At 66.6% G+C, this 14791-nt stretch carries 16 protein-coding genes; 12 read left to right on the top strand and 4 right to left on the bottom strand.

The annotated features are described in order from the left end of the window. Positions 1 to 65: 65 nt before the first annotated feature. Genes H0I76_RS10130 through dctP form a run of 3 tightly spaced genes read right to left on the bottom strand, consistent with a single transcriptional unit; the run spans position 66 to position 2840 of the window. Positions 66 to 1349 carry a TRAP transporter large permease gene (locus H0I76_RS10130; RefSeq protein ID WP_200609755.1) on the bottom strand — a complete coding sequence of 428 codons (1284 nt, stop codon included), beginning with the start codon at positions 1347 to 1349 and terminating at the stop codon, positions 66 to 68. Next, a complete protein-coding gene (locus H0I76_RS10125; protein ID WP_234455249.1) occupies positions 1349 to 1861 on the bottom strand; it encodes a TRAP transporter small permease in 513 nt (170 codons plus the stop codon). The genes H0I76_RS10130 and H0I76_RS10125 overlap by 1 nt, the downstream gene beginning before the upstream one ends. Further along, positions 1845 to 2840: a TRAP transporter substrate-binding protein DctP gene (gene dctP / locus H0I76_RS10120; RefSeq protein ID WP_200609754.1), complete on the bottom strand. Its 996-nt coding sequence runs from the start codon at positions 2838 to 2840 to the stop codon at positions 1845 to 1847. The genes H0I76_RS10125 and dctP overlap by 17 nt, the downstream gene beginning before the upstream one ends. Before the next feature lie 555 nt (positions 2841 to 3395). On the opposite strand from dctP, the gene H0I76_RS10115 reads away from it, so the two are divergent. After that, positions 3396 to 4892, top strand: a complete 1497-nt coding sequence (locus H0I76_RS10115) for a DUF3300 domain-containing protein (protein WP_200609753.1) — start codon at positions 3396 to 3398, stop codon at positions 4890 to 4892. Between the two features lie 149 nt (positions 4893 to 5041). After that, a complete protein-coding gene (locus H0I76_RS10110) occupies positions 5042 to 5962 on the top strand; it encodes a DUF2950 domain-containing protein (protein ID WP_200609752.1) in 921 nt (306 codons plus the stop codon). 213 nt (positions 5963 to 6175) lie between these two features. On the opposite strand, the gene H0I76_RS10105 is transcribed toward H0I76_RS10110, so the two are convergent. After that, positions 6176 to 7075 carry an FkbM family methyltransferase gene (locus H0I76_RS10105; protein ID WP_200609751.1) on the bottom strand — a complete coding sequence of 300 codons (900 nt, stop codon included), beginning with the start codon at positions 7073 to 7075 and terminating at the stop codon, positions 6176 to 6178. Between H0I76_RS10105 and H0I76_RS10100 the strand changes: the two genes are divergently transcribed. The 10 genes from H0I76_RS10100 to H0I76_RS10055 all read left to right on the top strand — a co-directional run bounded on the left by H0I76_RS10100 (position 7074) and on the right by H0I76_RS10055 (position 14791). Beyond that, complete coding sequence (locus H0I76_RS10100; protein WP_200609750.1) at positions 7074 to 7829, top strand: sulfotransferase family 2 domain-containing protein; 756 nt, start codon at positions 7074 to 7076, stop codon at positions 7827 to 7829. The genes H0I76_RS10105 and H0I76_RS10100 overlap by 2 nt on opposite strands. After that, complete coding sequence (locus H0I76_RS10095) at positions 7826 to 8596, top strand: glycosyltransferase family 32 protein (protein WP_200609749.1); 771 nt, start codon at positions 7826 to 7828, stop codon at positions 8594 to 8596. The genes H0I76_RS10100 and H0I76_RS10095 overlap by 4 nt, the downstream gene beginning before the upstream one ends. 300 nt (positions 8597 to 8896) lie before the next feature. Next, positions 8897 to 10342, top strand: a complete 1446-nt coding sequence (atpD, locus tag H0I76_RS10090) for a F0F1 ATP synthase subunit beta (protein ID WP_200610052.1) — start codon at positions 8897 to 8899, stop codon at positions 10340 to 10342. Next, positions 10335 to 10742, top strand: a complete 408-nt coding sequence (locus H0I76_RS10085; protein WP_200609748.1) for a F0F1 ATP synthase subunit epsilon — start codon at positions 10335 to 10337, stop codon at positions 10740 to 10742. Before atpD ends, H0I76_RS10085 begins: the two co-directional genes overlap by 8 nt. Further along, the gene (locus H0I76_RS10080) at positions 10742 to 11044 is read left to right on the top strand and encodes an AtpZ/AtpI family protein (RefSeq protein ID WP_200609747.1); all 303 of its coding nucleotides are present in this window, start codon (positions 10742 to 10744) and stop codon (positions 11042 to 11044) included. The genes H0I76_RS10085 and H0I76_RS10080 overlap by 1 nt, the downstream gene beginning before the upstream one ends. Before the next feature lie 30 nt (positions 11045 to 11074). Further along, complete coding sequence (locus H0I76_RS10075; protein ID WP_200609746.1) at positions 11075 to 11362, top strand: hypothetical protein; 288 nt, start codon at positions 11075 to 11077, stop codon at positions 11360 to 11362. Next, positions 11362 to 12060: a F0F1 ATP synthase subunit A gene (locus H0I76_RS10070; protein WP_200609745.1), complete on the top strand. Its 699-nt coding sequence runs from the start codon at positions 11362 to 11364 to the stop codon at positions 12058 to 12060. Before H0I76_RS10075 ends, H0I76_RS10070 begins: the two co-directional genes overlap by 1 nt. Before the next feature lie 32 nt (positions 12061 to 12092). Beyond that, positions 12093 to 12371: a F0F1 ATP synthase subunit C gene (locus H0I76_RS10065; protein ID WP_200609744.1), complete on the top strand. Its 279-nt coding sequence runs from the start codon at positions 12093 to 12095 to the stop codon at positions 12369 to 12371. Between the two features lie 4 nt (positions 12372 to 12375). Further along, on the top strand, positions 12376 to 13272 hold the full coding sequence (locus tag H0I76_RS10060; RefSeq protein ID WP_200609743.1) for a F0F1 ATP synthase subunit B family protein: 897 nt from the start codon (positions 12376 to 12378) through the stop codon (positions 13270 to 13272). Next, entirely contained in the window at positions 13265 to 14791 is a 1527-nt protein-coding gene (locus tag H0I76_RS10055) for an alternate F1F0 ATPase, F1 subunit alpha (RefSeq protein ID WP_200609742.1), read from the top strand. Before H0I76_RS10060 ends, H0I76_RS10055 begins: the two co-directional genes overlap by 8 nt.

Below are 14791 nucleotides of genomic sequence, written 5' to 3'. Positions count from 1 at the left end.
ATCGCCGCCAGGGGGCAAGGCGCAACCCTGCCCTCCCGACGGTGACACGACCTCGACGCAAGCGTTCACATGAGGCCGAACGCGCGCGGAATGGCAAGCGACAGTGCAGGCCAGAAGGTCGTGACCAGCATGACCGGCAGCGCGACGAAGAAGATCAGGCCCAGTGCCGGCGCCACCGCCGCCAGTATCGGAGCCCGGCATATCTTGCACGACAGGAACAGCGTTGGCGCGACGGGTGGGCTGTTGGCGCCGATGACGACCGAACAGGCCACGATGGCAGCAAAGTGGACCGGATCGACCCCGTTGGCGACCATCACCGGCAGGAACAGGGGTGCGACGACGACGGTGACCGAGATGTCGTCCATCAGCGCGCCCGCGATGATCAGCACGAGGTTCACGATCAGAAGGGCGCTGATCGGCGAGCTTGCGATCGTCTGGATCGCTTCCGTGAGGTCCTGGGGCACGCGCTCGAACGCCATGATCCGCGAGATCATGAACGAAAACAGCAGGATCAGGATGATCGAGCCGGTCGTCTCGGCCGCCTGGACGACACTGCGGCCGAGCGTCCGCCAGGTGTATTCGCGATAGATCAGCCCACCGACGATCAGGGCCGCGACCGCAGCCACCGCGGCCGCCTCGGTCGGGGTGAAGACACCGCCGTAGATGCCTCCGAGGATGATCAGGGGCAGCGAGAGCGCCGGCAAGGCCTTGACGGTCACGCGCCCGAAGCCCTCGCGCTCGCCGACGTCGATGTCGCGCTCCTCGAACGCGCGACCGACCAGGAATCGATTGTAGAGAATGAGCCCCACGATCAGCAGCGCCGCCGGTCCGATCGTCGCCGCAAAACAGGCGGCGACCGATTGGCGTGTGACGACGGCGAAGAGGATCATGGTGATCGACGGCGGGATCAGGATCCCGAGGAGCGACGAGATGCCCAGCAGCGCCGCGATCCGGCCACGGGGGTAGCCGCGCTGAACCAGCGGATCGGTCATGATCGAACCGATCGATGCGATGGCCGCAGTGGCCGTTCCCGAGATGGCGCCGAAGATGCTGGAGGCGAGAACCATCGCCGTCCCCATGCCGCCGCGACCCGTCGCGATCCGGCCAACGAAGTCGACGATCCGCCGCGCGATGCCGCCGGACTGCATCAGGTAGCCGGTCAGGATGAACAGCGGCAGCGCCACCAGGACCACCGAATTGAGTGACCTGAACCCCTGAAGCATGAGGGTATTGAGGTTCACGTCGTAGACGATGGTGAGGTACGCGAGAACGCCCGCGAAAGACCACGCGACCGGGAGTCCGATCGCCATGAGAAGCATCAGCAGAAGCAGCGCAAACAGTCCCAGCATTACCGCGCCCTCATCCGCTTGACCGCGTCGATCAGGTCGCGCAGCGCGTAGCAGAAGCACCCCAGCGCCGCCATTCCGATTGCAAGCTGCGGAATGATCAGGGGAATCCTGTACGCCGGCGTCACCTGCGGGCGCTCCAGCCCCCACGAGAACATCCAGTAGGCCCAGACGACGAAGAACCCCGTGACGACCAGCGTGAGCGCGGCGATCAGGGCGTCATGCGTCGCCTTCTTGCCAGGGGCTTCGATGATGCCGGCGAGCCAGTCCACGGTCAGGTGCTCGCGCTTGCGCGAGGCGATCAGCGCGCCCGTCATGTAGAGCGCGACGGCCGCGAGCATGATCAGTTCCAGCAGCCCGACCACCGAGAGCCCGAGAACGTAACGGGCGATGACCAGGAACATCATCAGCCCGGTCACCGCCACGGTGGAGATCACCGCGAGCGTGTCGAGCACGCGCGCGATGATCCCTCCGATCCGCTCCGAGGTGGTTCGCGTTTCAGAGCTTGCTGGCATTGGCGCGGATCGTGTCCATGATCTCGGAGCCGATCCGCTCCTCCATCAGCGGCCAGACCTGTGCGCGCACGGATTCGGCCATGCCGCGCAGTTCCTCGTCCGAGGGCTCGAGGTAGGTCATGCCGGCTTTCTTGGCGAGTTCGATATATCCCTCGTCGCGCGCCCTGGCATCGCGGAAGGCCTCTTCCATGACGGTCACGGCGGCATTCGCCACGACCTCTTGCTGCTCCGGGCTCAACCCTTCCCACGAGCCGGCGTTCATCGTCATGATCCCGGTGACGAACTGCTGCTTGGTCTGGTTGTAGTAGTCGAGCGTGTCGCGGAAGTACTCGTAATCCCAGTAGATGATGTTGGCGCCGTCACCGTCGACGACCCCGGTCTGGATCGCGGTGAAGACCTCGCTCCAGTCGATGGTGGCCGTCTGGTAGCCGAGCGCCTGAACGGATTCAGCCATCGGGAACATGGCCGGCACGCGGATCTTCAGGTCAGCGGCTTCCTCGACCGTCATGGCATACTTGCCCTTGGACGCGATACCGTTGAAGCCTTCGGGCCAGGGGCCGAAGAACTTGAGACCAAGGTCCGCATAGATCCCGACGAGCATCTCGTTGACCCAGCCGCCGGGCTTGTAGGCCTCGAGCGCCTCCTCCCAGCTGGTAACCATGTAGGGGGTGAACAGCACTCCCAACCGCTCGTCATACGCGGTGATCGGCCAGTTGATCATCATGTCCACGTCGCCGGCGATCAGGAGATCGAAGACCTCGGCCTGGCTGCCCAGTTCGTTCTGGTAGAAGACGTCGACCTGCACCTCGCCGTTGGTGCCTTCCTCGATCAGTGCGGCCCAGCGATCGAGCGCATCGCCGGACGGAGATCCCTTGGCGCCAGAATCGGTTGCGAGCTTCAGGGTGGTTTCGGCCATGGCCGACGACAGACCGGCAAATGCGAGAACCGCCCCGGCCAAGAGTGCGCGCTTCAGGAACATGTCTCGTCTCCTCCAAGGAATGCGTTCCGAGACGGAGCGAGGCATTTGTGACGGGCCGATGTCAAGCGAATATTGGACACTTATGTCTGGAAAGCGACAGGTCGAGTTACATGACGTCAACTCGAGGCAGGCAAGGGGGTCCTGGTCACTGCAGCGACGTGCCGGTCGGCCAACTCGGTGAGCCCTGCCCTGTGGGAAAGCCGCAACCTCGGCTTGGCGCCGGATCTCAGGCTGCGGGGATGGTGATCTTGCTGCTGGCGTAACGGGCGGCGCTCTCGATCACGGCCTCACTGCTTCCACGCCCCGTGCCGAAACCCTTGATCTCGCAGGTGACACCGGCCCGACGAAAGGCTCGCCATCGGGGCCGAGTGCAGGCACCATGCTCACGCGACGACAACCGATTCAGCCTGGCGCCCGATTTTCAGATTTGGCTGGCGAATCGGAAGAACAGTTCTTTGGCGGGATTTGCGACCAGCATCAAAGGCGATCGAGCGGCGGACAAAATGCGCGGGCTGCCACTGGACGGGCCGCACCGGCAATTGCAGGAGGAACAGGATGGATCGAGACCACCGCCGATCACTTGCGTTGGGAGGAGCGGCGCTTCTGGCGCTCTCGCTCGTAGCGCTGGAGCCGCCGCGGGCGCTCGCGCAGGACACATCGACCGCGGCCGATCCCGCACCCGAGGATCCTTCCGCCGCGCAGGCTACCACTGACGAGCCCGCAGCGACGGACGAGGACCTCGACGACGCATCCCTTCTGAGCGAGGAGGAACTCGACGGCCTCGTGGCCCCGGTCGCGCTCTACCCGGACGCACTCCTTGCGCAGGTTCTCGTGGCTTCGACCTACCCGCTCGACGTGGTGAAGGCGGGCCGCTGGGTCGAGGACAACGCCGAGTTGCCCGAAGAGCAGCGCGCCGATGCCGCGGACGGCGAAGGCTGGGACCCCAGCGTATCCGTCCTAGCTGCGGGTTTCCCCACGGTCATCACCTCGATGTCGACGGACATCGACCAGACCGAACTTCTTGGCGACGCGATGCTGACGCAAAGCGATGGCGTGCTCGAGGCGGTGCAACGCATGCGCGCCCAGGCCGATGCCATGGGCAACCTCCCTTCGAACGAGGCGCAGACCGTCACCGTCGAGGGCGACAACATCACCATCGCCCCGACGAACCCCGAGGTCGTCTACGTGCCGACCTATGACAGCCAGGCGGTCTATACGACCCAGGCGACATCGGCACCGGTGGTGGTCGAGTCCACCAGCGACGGGTTCTCGACCGGCTCGCTGGTGACAACGGGCCTGCTCGCCTTCGGGGCCGGCATGCTGGTCAACGAGATATTCGACAACGACGACGACTGGTACGGCTATTGGGGCCCGGGCTACCGGCCCGTCGGCTGGGGCGGCGGCGGCTACGTCCGGCCCTACCCCTGGGGCGGCGTCGGCAACGACATCGACATCGACTTCAACCGCAACAACGTGATCGGCAACCGGGTCGACATCGACCGGGACGGCAACTGGAAGCCCGACGATCGGCGGCGCGACCGGGCGAAGAACAACATCGCCGACCGCCGCGGCGACGGCAATCGGGGCGACAGGCCGCGCGTCGACGCCCGGGACCGGGACCGGGCGCAGCTGAAGCAGAAACTCGACGCCAAGGGCGGCGGACGCGAGGGCCTCGAAAAACTCAAGGCCGGCAAGGGCGGGGGCCGGGCCACAGCGGGCAATCTGTCCCAGAACAGGGACGGCGGCAAACTCGCCAACCGGAAGTCCGGCGGACAACAATCGGCACTGTCCAGGAAGGGCAATCTCACCAGCGCCAAGAAGGCCCAGAACCGCGGCAAGGCGAGTACGTCCCGGGCCAATGTCGGAAACCGGAAGTCGGGCGGCGGCAAGAGCATCCAGCGCGGCGGCGGCGGCGGCGGCAAGGCTGCGGCTAAACGGAAAGGCGGCGGCAAGTCCTCGGCCTTCGGGAACAGGGGCGGCGGCAACAAGGCCCGCGCTGGCAAGGCCCGGGGCGGCAAGAGCCGCGGAGGCGGGAAAGGGAAACGGCGGTGATCATCTCGCCTCACGCCCACGCAGCACAGGATGACCGGGCCGGCGCCCCCGACGCGCGCGCACCGGCCTGGTCGCTCGGACAGTTCATTCGCTGCCGCGCCCGCGGGAACGACCTTCCCGCGCGGCGTGCCAGTCACGGAGAATAGATCATGACCAAGACCCTTTTCGCCCTTGCCGGGGCCGCCGGCCTCGTCCTCGCCTGGAGCCCCGCCCTCGCCTCTCCAAAGGCCTTCGAGACGCCCGAGGCCGCGGTGGCCGCCGTGATCTCGGCCCTCGAAGCCCATGATCGCGATGCGCTGCTGGAAGTCTTCGGTCCCGAGAACGAGGACGTGATCGTCGCGGGCGACCCGGAACGCGACAGCGAGGACCGAGACGACTTCCTCGCGGCCTATAACGAGATGAACCGCGTCTCGGTCGCCGAGGACGGCTCGGCCACCCTCTATATCGGGCGCGAGCAGTGGCCTTTCCCCATCCGCCTGACCAAGGGTGAAGCCGGATGGACGTTCGACGTCGAGGCGGGCCGCGAGGAGATGCTGGAGCGGCGCATCGGCCGCAACGAACTCGACGTCATCGAGGCGCTGCGCGCGTATGTGAAGGTCCAGGCCCGCTTCCGGCAGACCGATTACGACAACGATGGCGTGATGGAGTTCGCCGCTCACATCATCTCGACGCCCGGCACCCGCGACGGGCTCTACTGGCCGCCCGAGGATGGCGCGCCGGAAAGCCCGATCGGTGATGCCGTGGCCGAGGCCGCGGCGCAGGGCTACGTGATCGACGGAGAGGCGCGCGAGCCCGAACCCTATCTCGGCTATTACTTCGAGCTGCTGCAGAAGCAGGGCGAGAATGCGCCGGGCGGGGCGTTCGACTACATGGTGAACGGCAACATGGTGGCGGGACACGCGATGCTGGCATTCCCGTCGGACTATGGCCAGACCGGCATCATGACCTTCCTGGTCGGCGAAAACGGCATCATCTACGAGGCGGACCTCGGCGACAACACGATCGAGACCGCCAGCGCCATCCAAGCCTATGACCTCGGCGAGGAATGGACACCCCTCGAGCCAGACTGAGCCGAGAGCGCCGGGCCGTGCTGCGCTGAAGCGCGGCCCGGCGCTCGTCAGGTCTCACCCTGTCGGACGCTGCCCGGCGGGTATGGGTGCATTACCACGCATGACCCCTGCCCGGGCCGATTCCGCCCCTTGTCACCGTGTCAGGCTCGGCACTCGCCCTCATCTGCGGGCATACCGCGATCGGGAACCTCGCGAGAAATGATGGGGCGCCGTTCAGTTGATGCCATCCTTGCGCAGCTTGGCATCCGGCACTTCCGGCACGAACACGGCGTTTGCATACCAGATGCCGTTAAGCGGCTGGTTGGTCGCCCAGCAATGGCGCACGGGCTCCGTCAAAGCGAACAGCCGGTAACCGAACGGATGCAGCGCGTGGATGAACCGTTCGAGGTGGACGTGGAAATGATTGTCCAGCGTCGTGGTGCATTCGACCTGCAAATATCCGATCGCCCGGCTGCGCAGCATCTCGGTGAAGCCCATCACGACCCGAAGATCGTAACCCTCGGTGTCGATCTTCAGCAGGTCGATGCGATCGATCCCGCGCTCCTTGCAGAACGCATCGCCGGTCGCGACCGTTACCAGCTTGGCATTCTTCGCCGCCAGCCCAAGCGAGATCAGGGCGTTGCCCTTGGACTTCTTGGCGTCCGAGAAGGCCGACCGTCCGGGTGCGATATCGAGCGCGACCTGCGACAGATGCGTGCTCGCGTCGCCGCCATGACGCTGCGAAAGCTCGGCGAAACTGCTCTCCGCCGGCTCGAAGGCGAAGATCCGGGCCTGCGGGAAGGCGGCACGGAACTCCTCGACCGTTTCACCGAGATTGGCCCCTACGTCGAAGATCACCTCCGCCGTGAAGTTCGGGTCATGGCGGCGGATTTCATCGATGATCGTCATACTTCCCTGCATGTGCTGATTCGACCGCCGTTTGGGGCCGGCACGCGGCCGGTCCGAAGGGGCAGGTGTGGCAACGTTGCGCGCGAGTTTAGTGCGCGCCGAACGGTGTTGCCATAACGTCTTTCCCATCGGCGTCTCGACGGGTATTCCGGCAGGGCTTTGGCGTGGCGCCGGGGCCCGCCTGGTGTGCGGACGGAAGGTTCGAGGGAATCCCGAGGCGGCCATGACTATCATCTCGCACCGTCACAGGTTCATCTTTCTCAAGACCCGCAAGACCGCCGGCACGTCGCTCGAGATCTGGCTGTCGGATAAGCTGGGCCCGCGGGACGTGATCTTCAGCTCGGAAGAGCTCGAGCAGATCCGCCGCCCTTTCCTGACGACGATGCACACCACGACGCGATTTCCTTCGCTCGAGCGGTGGACCAAGCTGAGGATGAAGAAGATGCTCGGCTGGCGGCCCTTCGCCGTTCATCAGCATATGACCGCGGCCGAGGTCTTGCGGGTCGTTGGCCCGCGGGTCTGGCAAACCTACACGAAGTTCTGCGTGGAGCGCGACCCGTGGGACCGCTTCATCTCGTACTGGCGTTTCATGGAACACATGGAAGGGCACCCGATCGACATCGACCATCTTCTCGACCTGATAGAGAGTGGCGAGGACGGGGGAATGAACCCGAACATTCACTGGTGGTCCAACTGGCCGGTCTACACCATCGACGACCGGATCGCGGTGGATCGCATTCTGCGCTACGAAAGGTTGAACGAGGAGTTCGCCTCGCTCTGCGCCGATCTTGGGATCGACTACGACGGCAAACTGCCCCGCGCGAAATCGGGAATCCGCAAGAGCTCGGACACGACCGTCGGGCTGACGCCGGCGCAGAATGCACGGATCGCGAAACTTTTCAGCCGCGAGATCGCGCACTTCGGATACGCCGTGCCGTCAATTGACGCCGCGTCGAGCACAGAGAACGTGAAGAGATGACCCTCGCGGCGATCAATGCAATCTGGGTCGGTCCGCGGCTTGGTCCGGTGCACGCGGCCTGCCTCAAGTCCTTCCTGCGGCACGGGCATCGGGTGTTTCTGCATGTCTATGAGCCCCCCTCCGACGTGCCGCAGGGGATCGAGCTTCTCGACGCGGGCGAGTTGCTGCCGCAGAGCAGGATGTTCCGGCACCGCAAGACCGGCAGCCTCGCGCCGTTCGTCGACCTTCTGCGCTATGAACTGCTGCGCCGGGGTCACGGGCTCTATGTGGACTGCGACGTCTATTGCCTCAGGCCGATCGAGGATGCCGACTACATCTTCGGCTGGCAGACGGACGACTCGGTCAACAATGCCGTTCTCAAGCTGCCGCCCGACTGCCCCGTCCTCGCGCGGCTCTGCGCGCTCAAGGACACGCACCCTTTCCTGCCCCCGTGGCAGCCGGCCGCCCGGCGGCGAAAATGGCGGCTGCAGAGCCTGATAGGACGCGCGACCCTGGCGCATCTGCCCTTCGGCACGACCGGCCCGGACGCGCTGACATGGTACCTTCGCGAACACGAGCTTCTGTCCCATGCCGCACACAGCGACGTGTTCTATCCACTTGCTTTCTTCCACGCCTACAGGCTCTTCGATCCGGGGCTCACGATCGAAGACCTGACGACCCACAGGACCGTCGCACTGCATCTCTATAACGAGGTGTTCCACGACCGCCTCGACAAGCCGATCCCGCAGGGAAGCCCGATCGCAACGATGCTTGCATCGACTGCATGAGGGGGTCGCGGACGCCCCTCAAGCCATCCATTTTGCCTCTCGCCGGAAACTGGCTGACGCCGGGGCGAGGTTTACCCAGAGCGATGTGTTCGAGGGCATGGCCGGGCGCTGCTCACTGACCGTCCGCAGATGGCCCTGACACCGGCCATTTGAATGCGCGGCATCCTTCACGAGCTCGTGCGCCGACGATCTGATGTCGTCGGACTTTGAGCAAGGTCAATTCCTGTTTGCGGAAAGTCGGTCACAGTCCTCGCATCGACCCGCCGGACGGGCGGGTCGAGCCGATCGGGAGAAAGCGAGATCGCCGCGAGGAAACAGACCCGAGAGACCCGCGGCCGCGTCACTGCGGTCGAAGGAAGCGTTGTCGAGGTTGAGCTCCAAGGCGAGGTGCCGCACGCTGGCACCACGCTCGAAGCCGGCGAGAACCCGCCGACGTTGATCGAGGTGGCGAGCATCATCGGCCCGGGGCGAGTGCGTGGACTGATCCTCGACCACCGCCAGCCGGTCGCGTTGGGCATGCCCGTGCGGGCAACGGGCCGGCCGCTCATGATGCCCGTGGGCGAAGGCGTCTTCGGGCGCATGCTCGACATGTTCGGGAACCCGATCGACGATCTCGGCGCGCTCGGCGACGTAGAGTGGAAGTCGATCTACCCCACGCCCGTGCCCCTTTCGAAGCGTCGCATCGGCGAGGAGGTCTTTCGCACCGGCATCAAGGCGATCGACCTGCTCGCTCCGGTAGAGCGTGGCGGCAAGGCCGGGCTCTTCGGCGGCGCCGGTGTCGGCAAGACCGTGCTCATCATGGAACTGATCCGCAACATGGTCGCCGCCTACTCCGGCGCGAGCCTGTTCTGCGGCATCGGCGAGCGCTCGCGCGAGGCGGAGGAATTGCACCGCCAGATGAAGGAGGCCGAGGTTCTGGCGAACGCCGTCCTCGTCTTCGGCCAGATGAACGAGGCACCGGGCGTCCGCTTTCGCGTCGGGCACTCGGCGCTGACGATCGCCGAGCACATCCGTGACGTCATGAACCGCGACGTCCTGGTTCTCATCGACAACATCTTCCGTTTCGTCCAGGCAGGGGCCGAGGTTTCGGCGATGCTGGGACGCATCCCCTCGCGCGTCGGCTACCAGCCCACGCTCGCGACTGAACTCGCCGGGCTCGAGGAGCGGATTTGCAACACCGCATCGGGCTCGATCACCTCGATCCAGGCCGTCTACGTCCCGGCCGATGATTTCACCGACCCGGCGGCGACGCATACCTTCGCACATCTGTCGGCCTCGATCGTGCTGTCGCGCAAGCGCGCAAGCCAGGGCCTTTACCCGGCGATCGACCCCCTGCAATCCGCCTCGAAGATGCTCACGCCCCGGATCGTCGGCGAGCGGCACTACCAGGTGGCGAGCGCGGTCAGAAGCGTGCTGGCGGAATACGAGGAACTGAAGGACATCATCGCGATGCTCGGCCTCGAGGAACTCTCGGAGGACGACCGCGCGACTGTCTCAAAGGCGCGGCGGCTCGAGCGCTACCTGACCCAGCCCTTCTTCGTGACATCCAAGTTCACGGGTCACGACGGCCGGCTCGTCGATCTCGACGCGACCATTGACGGCGCCGAGCGCATTCTCGATGGCGAGTTCTCGGATCGTCCCGAGCGTGCCTTCTATATGATCGGGGGCATCGACGATCTCGAGGACACGGATCCACCTGCCCAAACTGAGATACAGCCCAAGGCAGCGGAGCGAGCCGATGCCTGAGGAGACGATGCAGCTCACCGTCTTCACCCCGGCCCGGCTCGTCCTCGAGCGCGCGGTCGGGCGCATCGTCGCCGTCGGCCTCGACGGGTCATTCGGCCTCCTGCCCCGCCATGTCGACGTCGCGGCGCCGCTCGTGCCCGGCATCCTGCAGTTCGAGTGCGAGGACGGTCGGGAAGGCTTCGTCGCGCTCGATGGCGGCGTCCTGCTCAAGACCGGGAGGACCGTGCGCGTCGCCGCGCGCCGGGCCGCCACCGGTGACGACCTCGCGACGCTCCGCGCGAAGGTCGAACAGGAGTTCCTCGCCCTCGCCGATCACGAGCAGCAGGCGCGCCAGGCGGTCGCGCGGCTCGAGGCGGGGATTATCCGCCGCTTTCTGGATCTCGAAGTGGAACATTCCTGATGACGGGCGAGACCGGCCAGGGGCGGAAGAACAAGGCGCTCGGCGAGATCGAGCGCCAGGCCGAGCGCCGGGTCCGTGCACGTGAGACGGGGCGGCGCGCCGCTTGGTTCGGTCTTGGCATGTTCGGGATGGTCGGCTGGGCGGTGGCGGTGCCGACGCTGATCGGCGTGGCGCTCGGCCTCTGGCTCGACAAGGCGGCGCCGCAGGGCTTCTCGTGGACCCTGGCACTGATCGTGGCCGGGGTGATGCTTGGCGCGCTGAACGCCTGGTACTGGGTGAACCGCGAGGGGCGGCGGGACTGATCCCGCCATTGGCGACCAAGGGAGGCCGAGATGGATGCAAGCAACTTGGCAGCGGCCCTCGCCTCCGGCGCGGGGCTCGCGGTGCTTTGGCTCGGGCTCGTCTGGGTCTCGGTCGCTGTCGCGGTGCGGCGAGGTGCGGCGTGGCCGGTTCTGGCCGGCGCGGCCCTGCGGCTCGGGTTGCTTGCGCTCGCCGGCGTGGTGTTCGTCCGGGCGGGTGGGGACGCAATCGATGCGGTCGCGGCGCTCGCGGGCTTCGTCCTCGTCCGGACGGCGGCGGTTGCGCTCGCGCGCGGCGCGCCGCGCGGGGAACCGCGCTGATGGAGTTCTCGCCCGACGCCACCGTGTTCGCCGAGGTCGGCGGCTTCGCGCTGAACGCGACGATCCTCTGGACCTGGGTCGTCATGGCGATCCTGGTCGCCATCTCGCTCGTCGTGCGTTTCCAGGTACGCGAAGGCTTCGTCCCCTCGCGCCTTCAGGCCTTCCTCGAGGTCGTGGTCGAGGAGATCCGCCGCCAGATCCGCGAGGTGAGCGAAAGCGAGCCGGGTCGGTTCACGGCCTTTGTCGGCACCCTCTTCCTTTTCATCGCGGTTTCCAACGCACTGACGGTGCTTCCCGGATACATCCCGCCGACCGCCTCGCTCTCGACGACGGCAGGACTCGCGATCTGCGTGCTGGTCGCTGTGCCGCTCTACGGTATCGCCGAGCGCGGTCTGACGGCCTATCTCCGGAACTACATCCAGCCGACGCCTTTCATGCTGCCCTTCAACGTCATCGGCGAAGCGTCGAGGACGCTCGCGCTCGCCATCCGTCTCTACGGCAACATGATGAGTGGGACAGTGATCGTCGGCATCCTGATCTCGATCACGCCGTTCCTGTTCCCGGTCGTCATGCAGCTTCTGGGCCTGCTGACCGGCATGATCCAGGCCTACATCTTCGCGATTCTCGCCATGGTCTACATCGCCTCGGCGACCCGCCCGCGCCTCGGCGCCCGCAAAGGCGCCACAGACGCCGACTGAACGAAAGACTCCGTGCTGAAAGGATACGCCAGATGGAAGGAGCAGACCTGATTGCCGCGATCTCGATCCTGACCGCGGGGCTGACCATCGCGATCGGCTCGATCGGTCCGGCGCTCGGCGAGGCGCGAACGGCGGCGCAGGCACTCGATGCAATCGCCCGCCAGCCCGACGAGGCGAATACGATCACGCGGACCCTCTTCGTCTCGCTCGCCATGATCGAGTCGACGGCGATCTACTGCTTTGTTGTTTCGATGATCCTGCTCTTCGCCAACCCGTTCTGGGGCGCGACGCAGCAGGCCGCGGGGGGCTGACGGAATGCAGATCGATTGGGTCACCGTCGCGGCCCAGATCGTTAATTTCCTGGTGCTGGCTTGGCTCCTGCACCGCTTCCTTTACGGGCCGATCACCCGGGCGATGGAGCGGCGCGAGAACGCCATCCGCACGCGGATCGAAGAGGCGGAGGAGACGCGCGAGCAGGCCGAGGCGCGTGCCCGCGAGCTCGAGCAGGAACGCGCCGAACTCAACGCCCGGCGCGAGGAGATCCTCGAGGAGGCGCGGGAGGAGGCCCGCAGACTGAAGGACAGGCTGCAACAAGAGGCCCGCGCCGAGGTCGACGAGCTTCGCGAGGCTTGGCGCGCCGAGCTGGACGAGGACCGCAACGAGTTCCTTGCCGCGATGCGCACAGAAGCGCGCGAGGGGTTCAGGACACTCGCAGACGACGCGCTCCGCGCGCTCGCCGACACCACGTTGACCGAGCGCATGGCCGAGGCCTTCGCAGCACGGGTAGGCGATCTTGACGAGGTGGATGCCGAGCGGCTGCGCGGGGCTGTCCGGCGGGGGGAGGGTCTCGTGATCACGCTTGGCTCGGACGTGTCCGGCGCGCTCCGCGGCACGCTTACCGCAGCCGTGCGCAAGGCGGTGGGTGACGAGGTCGAGATCGACATCCCCGAATCCAGCGACGATTTCACCGGCATCCGTCTCAAGGCTGGCGGCGAGACGCTCGACTGGACCCTCGACGCACATCTCGACCGGTTCGCCGACCGGCTCGCAAGCGCGTTCCCGACGGAGGACGCGCGGGAGACCCAGGACGACGACGCGAACGGCGGCCGTGGCGCGGGGGACTCGACCCTCGGCGACTCGCATGGCGGCACGGCCGCCGGCGGAAAAGGCCAAGCCTCGGATGCGAGGGAAGGCGCAGCCGGCGATGGCTGACCGGCTAAGCACGCTCGCACGCAGGTTCGGCGAGGCCATCAGCACGGCGAGCGCCCAGACCCCGAAAGGCCCGGCAGTCCGCGAGATTGGCACCGTCACGAGCGTCGGCGACGCGGTCGCACATGTCTCTGGGTTGCGCGGCGTCGTGGCGGATGAACTGATCGCCTTGCCGGGGGACCTCATGGGCATCGCGGCGAGCCTCTCGGAAGAAAGGATCGGTCTCATCCTTCTCGGCCCGTCCGAGGGGCTGACGGTCGGCGCCGAGGCGCGGCGGACCGGTCGCGTGGTCGACGTCCCTGTTGGCGAGGCCTATCTCGGGCGCATCGTCGATGCGCTTGGCCGTCCCCTCGATGGCGGCGGCCCCATCCGCTGCCGAAGGCGACAGACCATCGAGCGTGATGCGCCCAAGATCATGGACCGCCGGCCGGTCAACGTACCACTCCAGACCGGGATCAAGGCGGTCGACGCGACGGTCCCGATCGGGCGGGGACAGCGCGAGCTTATCGTCGGCGACCGGCAGACCGGCAAGACGGCCGTGGCGATCGACGCGATCCTGAACCAGGCCGACAGTGGCGTCGTCTCCATTTATTGCGCCATCGGCCAGCGCGGCGCGGCGGTGCGGCGCGTCGCCGAGCGGCTGCGCGAGCATGGTGCGCTCGGACGCACGATCATCGTCGTCGCCTCGGGCGAGGACCCGCCGGGGCTGCAGTTCGTCGCGCCATATGCCGCGACGGCGATCGCCGAGCATTTCATGCGGAGCGGACGGGACGCGCTCATCGTCTATGACGATCTGACGCGCCACGCCCGGGCCTATCGCGAACTCTCGTTGCTGCTGCGCCGCCCACCGGGGCGCGAGGCCTTCCCGGGCGACATCTTCTACGTCCACGCGCGCCTCCTCGAGCGCGCGACGCAGCTCAGGGACGAACTCGGCGGCGGGTCGATGACAGCGCTTCCAATCGTCGAGACCGAGGCGGGCAATCTATCGGCCTATATTCCGACCAATCTCATCTCGATCACCGACGGGCAGATCTATCTCTCGCCCGAGCTGTTCCGGAAGGGGCTCATGCCGGCCATCGACATCGGCCTCTCGGTGTCGCGCGTCGGCGGCGACGCGCAGCTTCCCGCCTATCGCGCGGTCGCGGGGGATCTGAAGCTCGCCTATTCCCAGTTCGAGGAGCTCGAGGCCTTTGCCCGCTTCGGCAGCCGCCTCGACGAGGACACCCGCCACCAGCTCGAGCGCGGCCGGCGTGTCCGCCAAGTGCTGCGGCAGGACGAGAACCAGCCCGTGCCGCTGCTCGAGCAGATCGCGGTCCTTCTCGCGACGACCGCGGGCGTGCTGGACGAGGTGCCGGTGTCGCGCGTGCGTGCGGCCGAGGCGGCGATCCGCAAGCGCGTGCGCGAGGATTGCAGCGATCTCGGCGAGCACTTTGCCAGCGGCGGGAAGGTGGGCGCGAGCGAGCGCGAGGCCATCCTGTCGGCCGCCCGCGCCGCCATCCAGGACGTGCCCGGGGGGGACTGA

Origin of the sequence: Thermohalobaculum xanthum, assembly GCF_016623495.1 — a bacterium.
In the GTDB taxonomy this organism is placed as follows: Bacteria; Pseudomonadota; Alphaproteobacteria; order Rhodobacterales; family Rhodobacteraceae; genus Thermohalobaculum; species Thermohalobaculum xanthum.
Note: the sequence above shows the minus strand (reverse complement) of the source record. Positions and strands in the feature narration are given on the sequence as shown.